Below are 14,975 nucleotides of genomic sequence, written 5' to 3'. Positions count from 1 at the left end.
GTCTTACAGGCGGCGGGTTCGATCAGGACTGAAGCTTCCGCCGGTGAACCCGCCCGCCCTGTAGACAGCCGCCTCCGGATCACTACGAAGGAGTGCGATGAGACGACGTCCGTTGGCAGCGACGGCCGCGGCCATGCTGGGCCTGGCCAGCAGCCTGGTCGCCGGCCTGGTCACCGCGATACCGGCCAGTGGCGCACCACCGCAGTTCGAGCACCTCAAACCGGGTGCGCAGCCCGAGCTCGCCGAGCGCGTCCCCCTGAACGTCGTACTGCTCGGCTACAAGCCCGGCAGTGTCGACCTGGCCGCGCTGAACGGCGCGCTGCCGGTCAACCACAAACCCAAGCAGATCACCCGCTTGCTCGCCGGCATCGACGAGACGATCGGGCTCGACTACACCTATGACTACCGCCTCCGGTACGCCGATCAGTCGTACCAGAACACCTTCTTCCGGAAGCTGTCCGAGCTCGCTCGCCCGGTCGAGGTGAATGCCGTCCAGGCCCGGTACAACGCCCAGCAGAACAACAAGCTCGACGTCACCGCCAACCACGAGATCGACGCGCCCAGCGTCGAGAAGTGGCTCGCGTTCAACCCGCCGGCCGGTGTCGACACCAAGCAGAACACGGTCTACCTGATCAACTGGTACGACCGGCCCGACTTCAAGTTCCACGTCTACACCAAGACCGACGAGATCGATCCCGACACCGGCCAGAACTTCGGCAAGTACGCCAGCCGCGCGATGAACGCGTGGGGCGGGACGACGGCCGCCGACGAGGAGAGTGGACTCGGCGACACCCGGCGGGTCTGGTTCCACGACCTGTCGGCCGGTCCCGAGCAGTTCGGCGGCGCCGAGAATGTCGACGACGCCGACCTGGACGGCGACAACAAGCCCGACTGGCGGATCCCACCGGCCTGGGAGTACGCCGCCGACGGTTACCGCAGTCCGGCCGCGCTGACCAGTGACCTCGGCAAGCTGCTCTCGACGGTCGTGGTCCAGGGCATCGTCACCGCGTCACCGACCTACCCGGTCGAGCTGACCGTCGCGAAGGCCTCGACGGTCAACCTGGACAGCAACACCTACGAGGGCTGGCCCGACAGCAACCGGTACCTCAAGCCCGAACTGCTGACCAGCGAGCTGAGTGAGGTGCTGCCCGGGATCGAGCTGTCGTTCGACCAGCAGAACCTCCCGTACGACGGTGAGGCCAAGCGCTGTGTCGAGGACTGGCTGCGGAACGTCTCCTGCTACCCGGAGACCAACCTGCCACCGTTCGCAAACATGTACCTGCAGAACAAGCGCGACCTGGACAAGGTGCTCGACGACAAGGGCGAGGTCGACTACGAGCTGCCGATCTTCACCTATGCGATGACGCAGGAGAACCTGCCGTGGCTGGGGTACGCCGGTGACAACTGGTCCGACGGCAGCCCCGGCTTCGTCTACACCTGGCTGTCGCCGCAGTACATCGGCTGGGGCTACGGCGCCACCAGCACGATGATCCACGAGATCGGCCACCACATCGGCCTGTCGCACCCGCACGACGGGTACGACAGCCGCACCAACAAGTTCTTCGAGCCGACCGGCGACTACTACTTCACCTGGCTCGGCGGGTACTCGAACTCGGTGATGAACTACATGCAGGTCAACTACGACTTCGGTCAGTTCGACCAGGACAACCTGGCCAAGTTCCGCGCCGCCGCGCTGATCGAGGCCGCGAACGCGCTGGCGGCCGACGTACTGGCGTCACCGACCGCAGACCGTGGGTACGCCGATCTGATCCGCGCCGACAAGCTGATCGGGCAGGTGAAGGGGCGGCTGGCCGAGCACGACTACCAGCTGACCCGGCAGCTGGCCGACCAGGCGTACGCCGCTGTGGCCGAAGCCGCACACAAGGCTGGGGTGAGCGTGCAGAAGTTCGAGGCCGAGCAGAAGCGGCAAGCAGAGGCCGAGCGTGCGCACGCCCCGGCGCCGCACAAGCCCGGCATCGCTCCCGTTACGCCGCGAAGGGGGTAAGCGCCGCCAGGAAGTCGTCGAGGCGCTCGGCATGTACCCAGTGCCCAGCCTCGGCGATTTCGGCGTACTGGACGTGCGGGAAGTAGCTCGCGATCGTGTCCCGATGGTCCTGCTGAACGTAGTCCGACTTGCCGCCGTAAATGAACAGCGTCGGTCCGTCGTAGTGACCGCCCTCGAGGCCAGCCGGCCAGCCGGAGATCTGCGGCAGGGCAGCCTCGATCACCGGGAGGTTCGGCCGCCAACGCGCGCCCGAGTCGTCGAGGATCAGGTTCTGCAGCAGGAACGCCCGCGTCCCAGGAGCCGGTACGGCGTCGGCCAGCTGAGCGTCGACGTCGGACCGGCGCTGCACGTTCGACAGATCGGCGTTCCGCATCGCCTGCGCGTACTCGACGAACGCGGGCGGATACGTGACGGGAGCGGCGTCAACGACGACCAGGCGCTCGACGACCGCTGGGTAGAGCAGCGCGGTCAGCATGGCGGTCTTGCCGCCCATCGAGTGGCCGACCAGGGTGACCGGACCGGTACCGAGGCTCTCGATCGTCTCCCGTACGTCGGCGGCCATCTCCGGGTAGCTCATCGTGTCGACGTGCGGTGACGAGCCGTGGTTCCGCAGGTCGAGCGCGAAGACGCGGTGCTCGGTGGCGAGACGACGGGCGGCCGTCATCCAGTTGCGGCCCGAGCCGAACAGGCCGTGCATGACCACGACCGGCGTACCAGTTTCGCCGTACGCCGTGGCTGGGAGCTTCATGCGCGACCTTTCAGCGTCGACGGCCCCAGCACGCGGTGTGCCAGTGGCGTCGTTCGTCGAGGGACTGGGCGCCACCGAGGGCGCCGAGCAGACTGGGGTTGTCCGGCCAGACCACCACGTGCGGCGTGGCCGGTGCGATCAGCTGGTCGCAGCCGGGGCAGCGGTAGGACTTGCCGGACGCGGAGCCCGACACACGCCGGACGTTCCACTCACCGTCCGTCCGTTCCTCCCGGGCCTGGGAACCACCCAGTAGCGGCCGGTCGCTGACGGGCCGCTGCCACTTCGACGGTTTCCTGCTCCGGGGCGACATAGCCCTTCAAGGCTAGCCGTATGAGCCATGTCACTCCGGTGCAGGCACTCCTCCGTACTGCAGAGCTATTGCCGAGCGGTCGCGTACGCCGCGGTGCCGATCAGCTCCATCGAGACCTGGAGGCGTTCCAGGCTGACGTTCTTGGCGATGGTGTCCTCCGGCGAGTGGTACGGCGGCTCGAGGTGGGCCGGCGAGATCTCACCGCGCCAGGAGAAGTTCGCCGACGCGATGCCGACCTCCTGGAACGACTGATGGTCGGACGCACCACGCAGTACCGGACCGACCATCTGCGGGTCGTACCCGAGTCGCTGACCCGAGGCACGGACCGCATCGGTCGCCGTGTTCGCCAGACCGGTGAAGGACAGGATCCAGTAGGTGACCGCCGGGTCCCAGCTGGTGGCGACCATGTCGTTCTGGAACACCGCCTTGTACCGGTCGCGCTGGTCTTGCGGCAGCTGCGCGACGTGGTACCGCGATCCGATCAGCCCCTGCTCCTCCGAACCCCAGAGCGCGAATCGCAGCGTCGCATTGGTGTTCAGGCGGCTCATCACCCGGGCGAGCTCCATGGTGAGCACGGTCCCGGAGCCGTCGTCGTTCGCACCCGGGGCGCCGATCACCGAGTCGTAGTGACCGCTGACCATCACGATCGGGCCGTTGGGGCCGCTGCGTCCGCGACGCTCACCGATCACGTTGTTCGAGGTCAGACCCCGGTGGGCCGTGGTGCTGATCCGCAGCGGCAGCGAGGTCACCACCGCGAGCGCCTCGCGAATCAGCCGCTTCTGCACCTGCGCGACGCCGATCACCGGGATCGGTGCATCGGTCAATCCGGCCGGCTGGAACGCCGACGCCCGGCGTGGGAACACCAGGTCGGCCGGCAGCAGGATGACACCGACAGCACCCCGCGTCGCAGCCTCCGCGACAAAGGCTGGGCGCGCGGCCGCTGTGTCATCGGCGATCACGATCGCGCCGGCTACGTCAGCCGGCCAGACCGGTGCAGTGGCCGGGCCGACGTCGCGGACCGGTCCCTCGACAGTGACGTCGAGCTTGCCGCCAGGAGCAGCCCCGGCCTGCCAGCACAGGTCGTCCGGCAGGATGTCGCGGACGTCCTCGATCTGGGCAGTGAACTTGTCCGCCACCGGGAACGGCTGCAGCGAGGTGCGGTACCCGAACCGGTCGAGCTGGCCGGCGATGTAGTCGGCCGCCCGCTTCTCGCTGGCGGTGCCCCCGATCCGCGGGCCGATGTGCTCCGACAGCACCTGCAGGTGCCGCAGGGCCCGCTCCGAAGACAGCTCGGAGACGATCTGGCGGTCGTACTTGTCAAGCTTCGGATGGTTGAGTGCACCGGGCCGCTGGTCGTCCGCAGCCCAGGCGGGGGCTGCGGGGATCGCGGTCGCGGCGGTGACGCCGGCGACCGCGCCCAACAGCCCGCGGCGGCTCAAACCGGACGTTTCGGTCATGCAGGTCTCCTCACAAGGTGGGCGGCACCCGAGAGAAGTGAAGGTAATCGAGCGATCCCGGTTAGAGAAGGAGTTTTTAGTGTGCGAAGGCCTTTTCGTCCCGCAATTCACTGCCAACGTCATGCATGTGCCGTAAACCCATTCGGTACGAATCGATCAGGCCGGTGGTCAGGTAGGGCAGTCCCACTCGCTCGCAGTACTGCTGGACGATCGGCTGGGCGAGCCGCAGGTTGGCCCGCGGCATGCTCGGGAAGAGATGGTGCTCGATCTGGTAGTTCAGCCCGCCCATCATCCAGTCCGTCACCAGACCGCCCTTGATGTTGCGCGACGTCAGGACCTGCTTCTCGAGGTGACCCCACTCGCTGTCCTCGCCGGGCATCTCCATCCCCTTGTGGCCCGGTGCGAACACGCTGCCCAGGTGCAGGCCGAAGATCATGTGGTGCAGCAGCGCGAACACCACCGCCTGCGCCGGCGACAGCAGCACGAACAGCGCGGTGAAGTACAGCACCAGGTGCGCTGCCATCAGCCCGAGCTCGACCTTCTCGGTACGGCGGCGCTGCAGCAGGAAGCGGATACCGGAGTACTTGAGGTTGAACCCTTCGAGGGTGAGCAGCGGGAAGAAGATCCGGGCCTGGTTGCGGCTCAGCCAGCCCTCCAGACCGGCTCGGCCGGCCGCCTGCTCGCGGGTCCAGACCAGGATGCCCTCGCCGACGTCGGGGTCCTTGTCGGTGTGGTTCGGGTTCGCGTGGTGCCGGTTGTGCTTGTCGTTCCACCACGCGTAGCTCATCCCGAGCAGGAGATCGGCGTGCAGCATGCCGATCCAGTCGTGCAGCCGGCGTGAGCTCGCGATCTGCTGGTGGCCGGCGTCGTGCCCGACGAACGCGGCCCGCGTGGTCAGGATCGCGAGCGGGATCGTGAGCAGCAGCACCCACCACGAACTGCCGACGGCCGCGATCGCGGCCCAGGTGAGGGCCATCAGGGCCACGTTGACGCCGATGGAGATCGCGTACGCCGCGGTCCGGCGTTCGAGGAGTCCGGCGGCCTTGATCTCGCGCAGTAACGGCGCGAATCCGCTCCCGCGGGTGTCTGGAGTCGTCCCCGAGGTCATCACTGTGGTCGTCATGGAACAAGCTTTGCGGTCGCGGGCGGGCGACACACTCCTGCTATCCCCCGAACCCGACCGGGGGTTAATCCCCGGTCTTTTGGGGGGTTAGCACCACTGGCCGGGGCCTCACCCTCGGTCATGATGGGTGCATGACCACCGTTGCCGTTCCTGCGCCACCGATGCGCTATCCCAAGCTTGCGCAGCCGTGGATCGCGCTCGCCCTGGCGATCCTGGCCGAGCTCGGCATCGCGTTCTTCGTGCTGAACGTGGTGGCCGTGCCGCTGATCGCCGTCTGGGTCGGGATCCCGCTGCTGCTCGCATTCGTGCCGGCCACCCGCTGGTTCGCGAACTGCCACCGGACGATCCTGGGCGGTTTCATCGGCGAGCGGATCCCGCGCCCGTACAAGAAGCCGCCGCTGCCCGGCATCTTGATGTGGCTGCGGACAACGCTGACCGACCCTGCCACCTGGCGCGACATCGTCTGGCTGCTGGTGAACGCGGTCGTCGGCTTCACGCTGTCACTGGTGAGCGCGGTGCTGTTCCTGAGCACGCTCTTCTACGGCGTCTACCCGCTGCTGGTCGGCGTCACCCCGGAGGGTGTCTTCACCGAGCCATTCGGTGGGCTGCTGACGGTCAACTTCTGGACCAGCTTCCTGGTCATGCCGGTCGCACTGATCGGGTTCATGATCTGGAACGCTGCCGGTGAGAAGCTGCTGAAGGCGAACGCCTACATCGCCCGTTCGCTGCTCGGTCCGACCGAGAGCGCCAAGCTGGCGCTCCGGGTACGCGAGCTGGCCGAGTCCCGCGCCGAGACCGTCGACACCCAGGCGGCCGAGCTGCGCCGGATCGAGCGCGACCTGCACGACGGGGCCCAGGCCCGGCTGGCCGCGCTGAGCATGAACCTCGGCATGGCCGAGGAGATGGTCGCCCGCGACCCGGCCCAGGCCGCCGCGCTGCTGACTGAAGCCCGCCAATCGGCCAGTACGGCGCTGTCCGAGCTGCGCGACCTGGTTCGCGGGATCCACCCGCCGGTGCTCGCCGACCGCGGCCTGGAAGGTGCGGTCAAGGCGCTCGCGATGTCCTGCCCGTTCAAGGTCGACGTCACCTTCGACGTACCGGGCCGGCCGCCGGCGCCGGTCGAGTCCGCGGCGTACTTCGCAGTGGCCGAGTGCCTGGCGAACGCGGTGAAGTACTCGGCCGCGACGAACGCCTGGATCCAGATCACCCACGAGCACGAGAAGCTGCACATGATGGTCGGCGACGACGGCATCGGAGGCGCGGTCGTCCGCCCCGGCGGCGGTCTGTACGGTATCGAACGGCGGCTGGCCGCCTTCGACGGTACGTTGACCGTGGTGAGCCCGAGCGCCGGGCCGACCACCGTGATCATGGAGCTGCCTTGCGAGTCCTCATCGCTGAAGACCACGCCCTCCTCCGGGACGGACTGATCCGTCTCCTGGAGGCGCACGACTTCGAGGTCGTCGAGGCAGTCGACAACGGTCCCCGGCTGGTGCCCGCCCTGGTGGAGCACCGGCCGGATGTGGCCGTTGTCGACGTCCGGCTGCCACCGACCTTCACCGACGAAGGCCTGCGCGCCGCGGTCGAGGCCCGCCAACAGGTCCCCGGCCTGCCGATCCTGGTCCTGTCCCAGTACGTCGAGCAGTTGTACGCCCGCGAGTTGCTCACCGGCGGCGGCGCGGTCGGCTACCTGCTGAAGGACCGCGTCTCGAACGTCGCCGACTTCCTCGACTCGGTCCGCCGGGTCGCGGGCGGCGGTACCGCGATGGACCCCGATGTGATCGGCCAACTGCTGGCCCGCAACACCCGCGACGAACCGATCGGCCGGCTCACCCCGCGCGAGTCCGAAGTCCTCGGCCTGATGGCCGAAGGCCGCTCGAACGCCGCCATCGCCAGCGCCCTCTTCGTCACCGAAAAGGCGGTGTCGAAGCACACCAACAACATCTTCGCCAAACTCGACCTCCCACCCTCGGAAGACGACAACCGCCGAGTGATGGCAGTGCTGCAATACCTGTCAGCCCGCTGAGGGTCAGCTGCGGATGCGGCTGAGAAACTCCCGGGTGCGGGTCTCCCGTGGGTTGTCGAGGACCTCGGCCGGTGGGCCTACCTCGAGCGGTCGTCCCTCGTGCAGGAAGCAGACTCGGTCGGCGACGTCACGGGCAAACCCCATCTCGTGCGTGCAGACGAGCATCGTCATCCCCTCGTCCTTCAGCTCACGGAGTAGGTCGAGGACCTCGCCGACGAGCTCGGGGTCGAGCGCCGAGGTGACCTCGTCCAGGAGCAACAGCTGCGGTGAGTTGACCATCGCGCGGGCGATGGCGGCACGCTGCTGCTGACCACCCGACAGCTCGTCGGGTTTGGCGCTCGCCTTGTCTGCGAGGCCGACGCGTTCGAGCATCGCGAGCGCGCGACTCCGGGCCGTGGACTGGTCGACCCCGTGGACGCGGATCGGCGCGAGGGTGATGTTGTCGAGCACGGTCAGGTGCGGGAACAGGTTGTAGGACTGGAAGACGAACCCGATCCCCGACCGCACCTTGTCCGCGTTCACCCGCGGGTCGGTGATGTCCGCGCCGGCCAGTTCGATCACGCCGTCGTCGACGACCTCGAGCAGGTTGACGCACCGCAGCAGCGTCGATTTCCCGGATCCGGAAGCGCCGATCAGGACGACACACTCGCCCTCATCCACCTCCAGATCGAATGCGTCGAGAACCACGTTCGCGCCGTACGACTTGCGTACTCCACGCAGGGACAACAACGTCATACCGGTCCACCTCCCCCGCCGTACCAGCCTTGCCTGCGCGCGACGTAGTCGGTCAGCCGGGTGAGCGGGATGGTCAGCGCGACGAACAGGAGCCCCGCCACGACGTACGGGGTGAAGTTGAAGTCGATCGCGGTCTCCAGTTGGGCGGCGCGGATCGCGTCGATGACGCCGAGGACCGCGATCAGGCCGGAGTCCTTCTGCAGGCTGACGAAGTCGTTCAGCAGGGGCGGGAGGACGCGGCGGACCGCTTGCGGCAGTACGACGAAGCGCAGCGTCTGGCGATAGGTCAGCCCGAGCGAGCGGGCGGCGGCCCGTTGTGACGGGTGGACCGATTCGATCCCGGCGCGGAACACCTCGGCGACGTACGAGGAGTAGGTGAGGACGAGGGCGGCGCCGCCCCAGATGACCGCGTCGTTGGGCAGGCCACGCAGTTGCAACGCCGGTACGCCGAAGCCGAGCAGGAAGATCACCAGCAGCAGCGGCAGCCCGCGGAACACGTCCGTGTACGCCGCGGCGAAGACGCGGAGCGGGAAGAAGATCGGGCCGCGTAAGGTCCGCAGGATCGCCAGCGTCATCCCGATGATCACGATCAGGACCGCGCAGACCAGCATCACCCGGATGTTCAGCCAGAGGCCCTGGGCGACCGTCGGCAACGCCTCCCAGGCCCGGTCGACGTTGAAGAACGTCTCCCGGACCCGCGGCCAGCCCGGTGTCGAACCGATGCCGACGGCAACCAGTACCAGCAGCACGACCGAGCTGCCCGCCGCGATCAGCGTGGACCGCTGCGCCTGCCGCCGGCGGAAGGCGATCCGCTCCTGCTGAAGCGGCGAAGGTTCCCAGCTCATGAGAGCTCGGGCGCACCTTCCTCGGTCAGGTACTGCTTCTGCAGCTTGGCCAGCGTGCCGTCGGTCTTGAGTGCGTCGACGGCCTGCGAGAGGCAACCGGTCAGCTTCGACCCCTTCTCCAGCACGAAGCCGAACTGCTCGGGAGCCCCGGTCGCCGGCAGCTGGCCGACGATCTTGCCGTTGTCGAGCTGCGCCGCGGTCATGTAGAACGCGGTCGGCAGGTCGACCACGATCCCGTCGAGCTGCTTGTTCTTCAGCGCCTGCACGGCCAGGTCGTTGGTGTCGAACGGGGCCACCTGCTGCTTCGGCTTGATCTGGTCCTTGGCGACCGTGTAGCTGGTCGTCCCGACCTGGGCGCCGAGCTTGGCATCAGCCAGTTCGGCGACCGTCTTGGCGTTCGCGATCTTGCTCCCCGCGGTGGTGATCACGGTCTGCCGCACGTCGTAGTACCCGGACGAGAAGTCGACCGCCTGGCGGCGCGCCTCCGAGATCGACACCTGGTTCACATCGAAGTCGAACTTCTTCGGCCCCGGCGCGAACGCGGCGTTGAACTGCACGGTCTGCCACTTCACCTCGGCCTTGGCGAACCCGAGCTTCGCCGCCACCGCATAGGTGACCGCCGACTCGTACCCTTCCCCGTTGCTCGGGTCGTCCTTGCTGAACCACGGCTCGTACGCCGGCTTGTCGGTCCCGACCGCCAGTGTCCCGGCCGTCCGCAACGCCAACTTGTCCTTGCTACAGGCATCGACCCCGGTCGGAGCCGGCGTACCGGTCGTCTCGTTCTCCGGAGCACACGCAGCCAGCCCCACCATCAGCACAGCCGCCACCAACACGCTGGATCGAATCACTTTGGCACGCGAAGTCATGCCGAGAAGCGTACGACCTGCCGGGGACAGATCAGCGTCGCCGGTAGGCCGTGGGACTGATCCCGGTGTGGCGGCGGAAGCGGGTGGAGAAGTAGAGGGGGTCGGTGAAGCCGACTTCGGCGGCGACCGAGGCGATCGAGCGGGTGGTGAGTTCGAGGAGGCGGGCGGCGGCGTCGATCCGGCGACGTTCGACGAACTGTTGTGGGGTGACGCCGAGTTGGTCGCGGAAGAGGTGGGCGAAGCGGGAGACCGAAAGGTTGGCGGCGCGGGCGAGCGTGGGCAGGTCGAGAGGCGTCTTCAGGTTCTGATCGATGAGCTCGATCACGCGGAGCAGGCGGTCGTCGATGCGGGCGGACTTCGGGTTGGCGGTGTCGCACCACAGGAGGGCTGCTTCGAGGGAGTTCACGCTGAGCTGCTCGCCGTGTGGGAGCGGACTGAGTTGATACCTCGCCGCATCGCGGAGGTAGTCCGCGATCTTCGCGATGGCCAGGAGTTGGATGCGCAGGATGCCGGGTGCGACCTCCGGCCAGTCGAGCAGCGGCAGCCATTCCGGCTTGGGGTGCAGGTGGGCGTACATGAAATGCCACCGCTCCCCCACGGTCCCGTAGTCGTGCAGCGTGCCGGGCCGCACCAGGATGACCGTGCCACGCTCGGCGACGACCCCGCTGAAGTGTCCGGAGCCGTGCAGGGTCAGGACGAGCAGCCAGTCAGTGGTTCCGCGGCGCCGGAAGGTCGTGTACTCCGGCCCTTCGTCGAACTCACCGGCGACCAGCCGACGTACCTCGGGCGTCGGCGACTCAGCAGGATCTCGAAGGTTCACAGCTCGATAGGCTATCGCGTTCACGCACTCCGCGACGGATCCTTGAGTCATGACAGTCGCAGAGATCTACGCCGCCGAAGGGATCGTCCAGGTCCCGCAACTGCTCGCGCCCGCCGAGGTCGAGCGCGTCAGAACCGCGTTCATGCAACAGGTTGAGACCGATCGGTCGATGGATTTCGACGACGGCATCCCGGACGGCGATCCGCTGGCGCGGTATCCGCGGTTCGTGCATCCGCATCGCCGGACCGACATCGAGGCCGGCCGGATCGCTCGCGACCTGATGCTCGACAGCCGGATCCTCGATGTCGTCACCACGCTGATCGGGCCGCCGCTGGGAGCCCAGTCGATGTTCTACTTCAAACCGCCCGGGGGGCGGGGCCAGGCCCTGCACCAGGACAACCTGTTCCTGCGGGCCGATCCCGAGACCTGTCTGGCGGCCTGGATCGCGATCGACGATGTGGACGCGGAGAACGGTGGACTTGCCGTCGTCCCCGGTTCGCACAAGACCGAGCTGGTCTGCCCGGAGCCCGCCGATCTGACCGAGTCGTTCACGAACGCCGAGGTCCCGATCCCGGACGGGTTGCAGAAGATCCAGACCCGGATGACGGCCGGCGACGTGCTGTTCTTCCACGGCAGCGTCGTGCACGGCTCCCGCCCCAACACCAGCACCGACCGCTTTCGCCGCTCGCTGATCTTCCACTACATCCCCGAGGCCAGCACCCAGATCGCCGCCTTCTACAACCCATTACTCCGCCCCGACCATCAGCCGACCACCCGGGCCGAGGCGATCGGAGGTGGACCCTGCGGCAACTACGGCGACGCGGAGCCGTGATTGACTGCAGACGAGTACTCGTGTTTGAGTACTCATATGCGATCTACTCGGTTGTTTGTCCTCGGTGCGCTGGCGGACGGGGGTCCGATGCATGGGCACAAGATTCGGACTGCTGCGCAGGTGGATCGGGTGGACCTGTGGGCGGACGTCAAACCTGGCTCGTTGTACGGCGCTTTGCGGCGGATGGCGGATGAGGGAGTGCTCGAGGTGGTGCGTACCGAGCAGGAGGGCAATCTGCCTGCTCGCACGGTCTACGGCATCACCCGGAAGGGGCGTGCCGAGTTGTCCACGCTGCTTCGCGCGACGCTGGCGGATACAACGCTTCGTCCGGATCCGATGCAGTTGGTGCTCCTCCATCGGGGTGCGATCTCGGACGAGGAACTGCTGGCGGCGATCCGGGCTCGTCGGGAGTCGTACGACGCGCAGTTGGAGTACTGGGAGAACCTGCGCACCGAAGCGGAGCCGCACCTGACCGGGTTGGAGCCGGTTGCGTTCGACCACACGCTGTTGCGGCTGCGGGCCGAGGTGGAGTGGCACGACCGTCTGCTGGCCGCAGTGGCGGATCAGCAGTCCGACGCAGGCAGTTCGGATGAAGGCAGTTCTAGGGAACAGGGGGAATGACATGCGGGTGGGGGTTATCGGCGGCGGCATCGGTGGACTGTGTCTCGCGCAGGGGTTGCGGAAGGCGGGTCTCGACGTCGCGGTCTACGAACGGGACCGGACGCCCGAGTCACGGCTGCAGGGGTTCCGGCTGAACATCGAGCCGATCGGTGGAACCGCGTTGCACGCTTGTCTTCCGCCGGCGCTGTGGGCGGTGCTGGTCGCGACGGCGGGTGATTCCGGGCGTGGCATCGGGTTCTTGGACGAGCAGATGCGGTCGATGATTCTGGTCGGCCGGGACGGCGAAGCGCCGCTCGATCCACTGGACCCGGCGACCGGTGAACATGCAGTCAGTCGAGTCACCCTGCGCCGGTTGCTCTTGGCGGGTGTGCAGGACGTCGTCCACTTCGGCAAGGAGTTCACCAGCTTCACCCGCGGGCCGGATGGCACAGTGAGCGCGCACTTCGCGGACGGCACGAGCGCCGACGCCGACGTCCTGGTTGCCGCGGACGGTGCGAACTCCCGGGCCTGGGCGCAGCTACACCCCGAGGCCGGCCAGATCGAGCTGCCCGCGGTCGCTGTCGGCGGCAAGCTGTACCTCGACGAGGAGACCCTGGGCTGGCTGCCGGACACTCTGCTTAGTGGCAAGAACATCTTCTGGCCGCGGCGTGACTTCCTCTTCACGGCGGTCTTCCGTCGTCGCGAGAATCCGGAATCGGTGGTCGACCGGCTCGGCCCGGAGTTACGTGCGCTCGGCCTCGACCCGGGTCGGCTGCTCACCGAGTCGACCGACCGGGACTATGTCATGTGGGCGTACATCGCACATCGCGACTCCATGCCCGCAGACTTCTCCCGGTTGCCGCCGGAGGACGCGCACGCGACGCTGGCCGGGCGCACCAAGCGTTGGCATCCCGCGCTGCACCGACTCATCACGTCGTCGTACCCGGACGATCTCTTCCAGACCGCGTTCACTGCGGCACGACCGCTCAGCCTCGGACCGGCGACCAACGTCACCGGGCTTGGCGATGCCGTCCACCACATGCCACCAGTCGGCGGTCTCGGCGGCAACACCGCCCTGCGCGACGCGCAGCACCTGTGTGCGGCGCTCACCGCGGTGCACTCCGGTCAGCGAGAGCTTTCCGACGCACTCACCGAATACGAGCAGGAGATGGTCAAACACGGGTTCGCCACGGTGCGGGAATCGGTCCGGAACACCGAGGGTGCCATCACCAGGAACCGGGTGGTGCGGACCGCGGCACGGACCTTCTTCCGGACCTGCGGCGCCATCCCGCCCCTCGGCCGAGCCGTCTTCGCAGCCTGAACAGCACTGGGCAGCTTGAACAACAGTGGGCAGCATGACAGCGCTAGAGCGAGACTGCGGCGAGACAGCTGACGTAGGTCAGGCCGAGCAGGGTGGCCGCGAGGCCGGTCATGCGGAGCAGCGCGCCGCCGTAGGAGACCTCGAAGCCGGGGTCGGCGAAGCGCAGACCAGGGGCGGGTTGGCCGGGATAGCTCCCCCAGTCTTCGAGGACGTGCCGCGGCACCTTGATGCGGTCGAGGCCGGACAGGCCTCGGGGCAGCGACTCGGCGGTCAGCGGGGCGTCGTCGTACAGGACCAAGGCGGTGCCGGAGAGGGCGAGGCCGATCGGGCGGGTGTCGAGGAGGGCTTGCATGGTTCGGGGATGGAGGACGGACATCAGGTAGCGCGGGTTCTCACCCAGTACGTCGAAGCTGCGGTTGAACTCGGCGCTCTCGAGCACGATGTCCGACCGAGTCAGGCCGCCGGGCCGGACCTCCAGTGTCGGCAGCGCCGCATCCAAGGTGGTGACGAAGACACTCAGTCTGCGCCGCCTCGCCAGGACGCCGTGCCATTGCAACCACTGCACCTCGAAGGCCACTCCGGTCGGAGCCTGTACGGCGTCGCGCGCGGTCCAGGCCCGGCCGACTGGCAACGGGAGAGTCGGCAACTGCAGTCCGCGGCTGTCGACGACTTGCCAACCGTTGCGTTCGGCAAGCTCTTTGAGCTCACGGGACAGCGATCGCGGCCGCGAGTAGACGAGCACGACGGCAATCAGCACCACGAGGAGCATCACTGGCAGGACCGCGATCACCACGGCGGGGCCGGCGTCGTACACGGACCAGATGAGGCGGAGCAGGACGGCGCCGACCGCGGCGAGGGCGATCCAGCGCGCGACCGTCGCGGCACCGGCCGAGACGAGGAGCAGGAGCCAGGCCGCGGGGAGGCAGGTCAAGGCGACCAGGACGATGAGCGAGGTCCAGCCGGGCCAGTCGGCGCCGACGCTCGACGGCATCATGACCAGCCCGAGCCCGGTCACCGCCAGCAGCAACAGCCAGCAGATCGTGAACAGCTCCTGCATCCCGAAGATCTTGCGCACCCACGGGAGTCTGCCAGGTCGCCAGTGTCAGGCAGCAGTATCAAGTGGTCGGTCGCTGTGGCGGGTGGCCGGGTTGGTGGCCGTGCGCTGTGCGCGGGGATCCGGGCGTGTGCTAGTGGGCGGGAGGTTGCGGTAGGCACCACCGGTCGTCCAATTCGCGCCAGGTGTGGCCGGTCGGGCGCCGGTGAAACGCCAAGGCTTGTTCTCCGGTGCCG

Annotated in this window: 15 protein-coding genes; 6 read left to right on the top strand and 9 right to left on the bottom strand. The window is 67.8% G+C overall.

All coding sequences use genetic code 11. The annotated features are described in order from the left end of the window. Positions 1-97: 97 nt before the first annotated feature. The gene (locus ABD231_RS21875; protein WP_344154910.1) at positions 98-2,005 is read left to right on the top strand and encodes a zinc metalloprotease; all 1,908 of its coding nucleotides are present in this window, start codon (positions 98-100) and stop codon (positions 2,003-2,005) included. Here ABD231_RS21875 and ABD231_RS21870 read toward each other — a convergent pair. The 4 genes from ABD231_RS21870 to ABD231_RS21855 form a co-directional block, all read right to left on the bottom strand. Then, positions 1,986-2,753 carry an alpha/beta fold hydrolase gene (locus ABD231_RS21870; protein ID WP_344154907.1) on the bottom strand — a complete coding sequence of 256 codons (768 nt, stop codon included), beginning with the start codon at positions 2,751-2,753 and terminating at the stop codon, positions 1,986-1,988. The genes ABD231_RS21875 and ABD231_RS21870 overlap by 20 nt on opposite strands. 10 nt (positions 2,754-2,763) lie before the next feature. Then, entirely contained in the window at positions 2,764-3,063 is a 300-nt protein-coding gene (locus ABD231_RS21865; protein ID WP_344154904.1) for a hypothetical protein, read from the bottom strand. Between the two features lie 65 nt (positions 3,064-3,128). Then, the gene (locus ABD231_RS21860; RefSeq protein WP_344154901.1) at positions 3,129-4,520 is read right to left on the bottom strand and encodes a M28 family metallopeptidase; all 1,392 of its coding nucleotides are present in this window, start codon (positions 4,518-4,520) and stop codon (positions 3,129-3,131) included. A gap of 76 nt (positions 4,521-4,596) precedes the next feature. Next, positions 4,597-5,643, bottom strand: coding sequence for a fatty acid desaturase family protein (locus tag ABD231_RS21855; RefSeq protein WP_344154898.1), 1,047 nt, complete (start codon positions 5,641-5,643; stop codon positions 4,597-4,599). Positions 5,644-5,774: 131 nt separating this feature from the next. On the opposite strand from ABD231_RS21855, the gene ABD231_RS21850 reads away from it, so the two are divergent. Together ABD231_RS21850 and ABD231_RS21845 are read left to right on the top strand one after the other, a co-directional pair. Then, entirely contained in the window at positions 5,775-7,070 is a 1,296-nt protein-coding gene (locus ABD231_RS21850) for a sensor histidine kinase (protein WP_344154895.1), read from the top strand. Further along, positions 7,022-7,666 (top strand): response regulator, encoded by a 645-nt coding sequence (locus ABD231_RS21845; protein ID WP_344154892.1) that lies wholly within the window; start codon positions 7,022-7,024, stop codon positions 7,664-7,666. Before ABD231_RS21850 ends, ABD231_RS21845 begins: the two co-directional genes overlap by 49 nt. 3 nt (positions 7,667-7,669) lie before the next feature. On the opposite strand, the gene ABD231_RS21840 is transcribed toward ABD231_RS21845, so the two are convergent. From ABD231_RS21840 to ABD231_RS21825, 4 genes are read right to left on the bottom strand one after another with little or no spacing between them, the layout of a single operon-like run. After that, complete coding sequence (locus tag ABD231_RS21840) at positions 7,670-8,401, bottom strand: amino acid ABC transporter ATP-binding protein (RefSeq protein ID WP_344154891.1); 732 nt, start codon at positions 8,399-8,401, stop codon at positions 7,670-7,672. Continuing rightward, positions 8,398-9,246, bottom strand: a complete 849-nt coding sequence (locus ABD231_RS21835; RefSeq protein WP_344154889.1) for an amino acid ABC transporter permease — start codon at positions 9,244-9,246, stop codon at positions 8,398-8,400. The genes ABD231_RS21840 and ABD231_RS21835 overlap by 4 nt, the downstream gene beginning before the upstream one ends. Continuing rightward, positions 9,243-10,112, bottom strand: coding sequence for an ABC transporter substrate-binding protein (locus ABD231_RS21830; RefSeq protein ID WP_344154886.1), 870 nt, complete (start codon positions 10,110-10,112; stop codon positions 9,243-9,245). Before ABD231_RS21830 ends, ABD231_RS21835 begins: the two co-directional genes overlap by 4 nt. Before the next feature lie 31 nt (positions 10,113-10,143). Further along, a complete protein-coding gene (locus ABD231_RS21825) occupies positions 10,144-10,932 on the bottom strand; it encodes a helix-turn-helix domain-containing protein (protein WP_344154883.1) in 789 nt (262 codons plus the stop codon). Between the two features lie 49 nt (positions 10,933-10,981). Here ABD231_RS21825 and ABD231_RS21820 point away from each other — a divergent pair, with 49 nt between their 5' ends. Genes ABD231_RS21820 through ABD231_RS21810 form a run of 3 tightly spaced genes read left to right on the top strand, consistent with a single transcriptional unit; the run spans position 10,982 to position 13,685 of the window. Then, a complete protein-coding gene (locus ABD231_RS21820) occupies positions 10,982-11,764 on the top strand; it encodes a phytanoyl-CoA dioxygenase family protein (RefSeq protein ID WP_344154880.1) in 783 nt (260 codons plus the stop codon). 36 nt (positions 11,765-11,800) lie between these two features. Further along, entirely contained in the window at positions 11,801-12,385 is a 585-nt protein-coding gene (locus tag ABD231_RS21815) for a PadR family transcriptional regulator (RefSeq protein ID WP_344154878.1), read from the top strand. A gap of 1 nt (position 12,386) precedes the next feature. Continuing rightward, positions 12,387-13,685 carry an FAD-dependent oxidoreductase gene (locus ABD231_RS21810; RefSeq protein ID WP_344154875.1) on the top strand — a complete coding sequence of 433 codons (1,299 nt, stop codon included), beginning with the start codon at positions 12,387-12,389 and terminating at the stop codon, positions 13,683-13,685. A 43-nt stretch (positions 13,686-13,728) separates the two neighbouring features. On the opposite strand, the gene ABD231_RS21805 is transcribed toward ABD231_RS21810, so the two are convergent. Continuing rightward, positions 13,729-14,760 (bottom strand): hypothetical protein, encoded by a 1,032-nt coding sequence (locus ABD231_RS21805; protein ID WP_344154872.1) that lies wholly within the window; start codon positions 14,758-14,760, stop codon positions 13,729-13,731. Positions 14,761-14,975 lie beyond the last annotated feature (215 nt).

Source organism: Kribbella yunnanensis (assembly GCF_039529655.1).
Taxonomy (GTDB): domain Bacteria; phylum Actinomycetota; class Actinomycetes; order Propionibacteriales; family Kribbellaceae; genus Kribbella; species Kribbella yunnanensis.
Note: the sequence above shows the minus strand (reverse complement) of the source record. Positions and strands in the feature narration are given on the sequence as shown.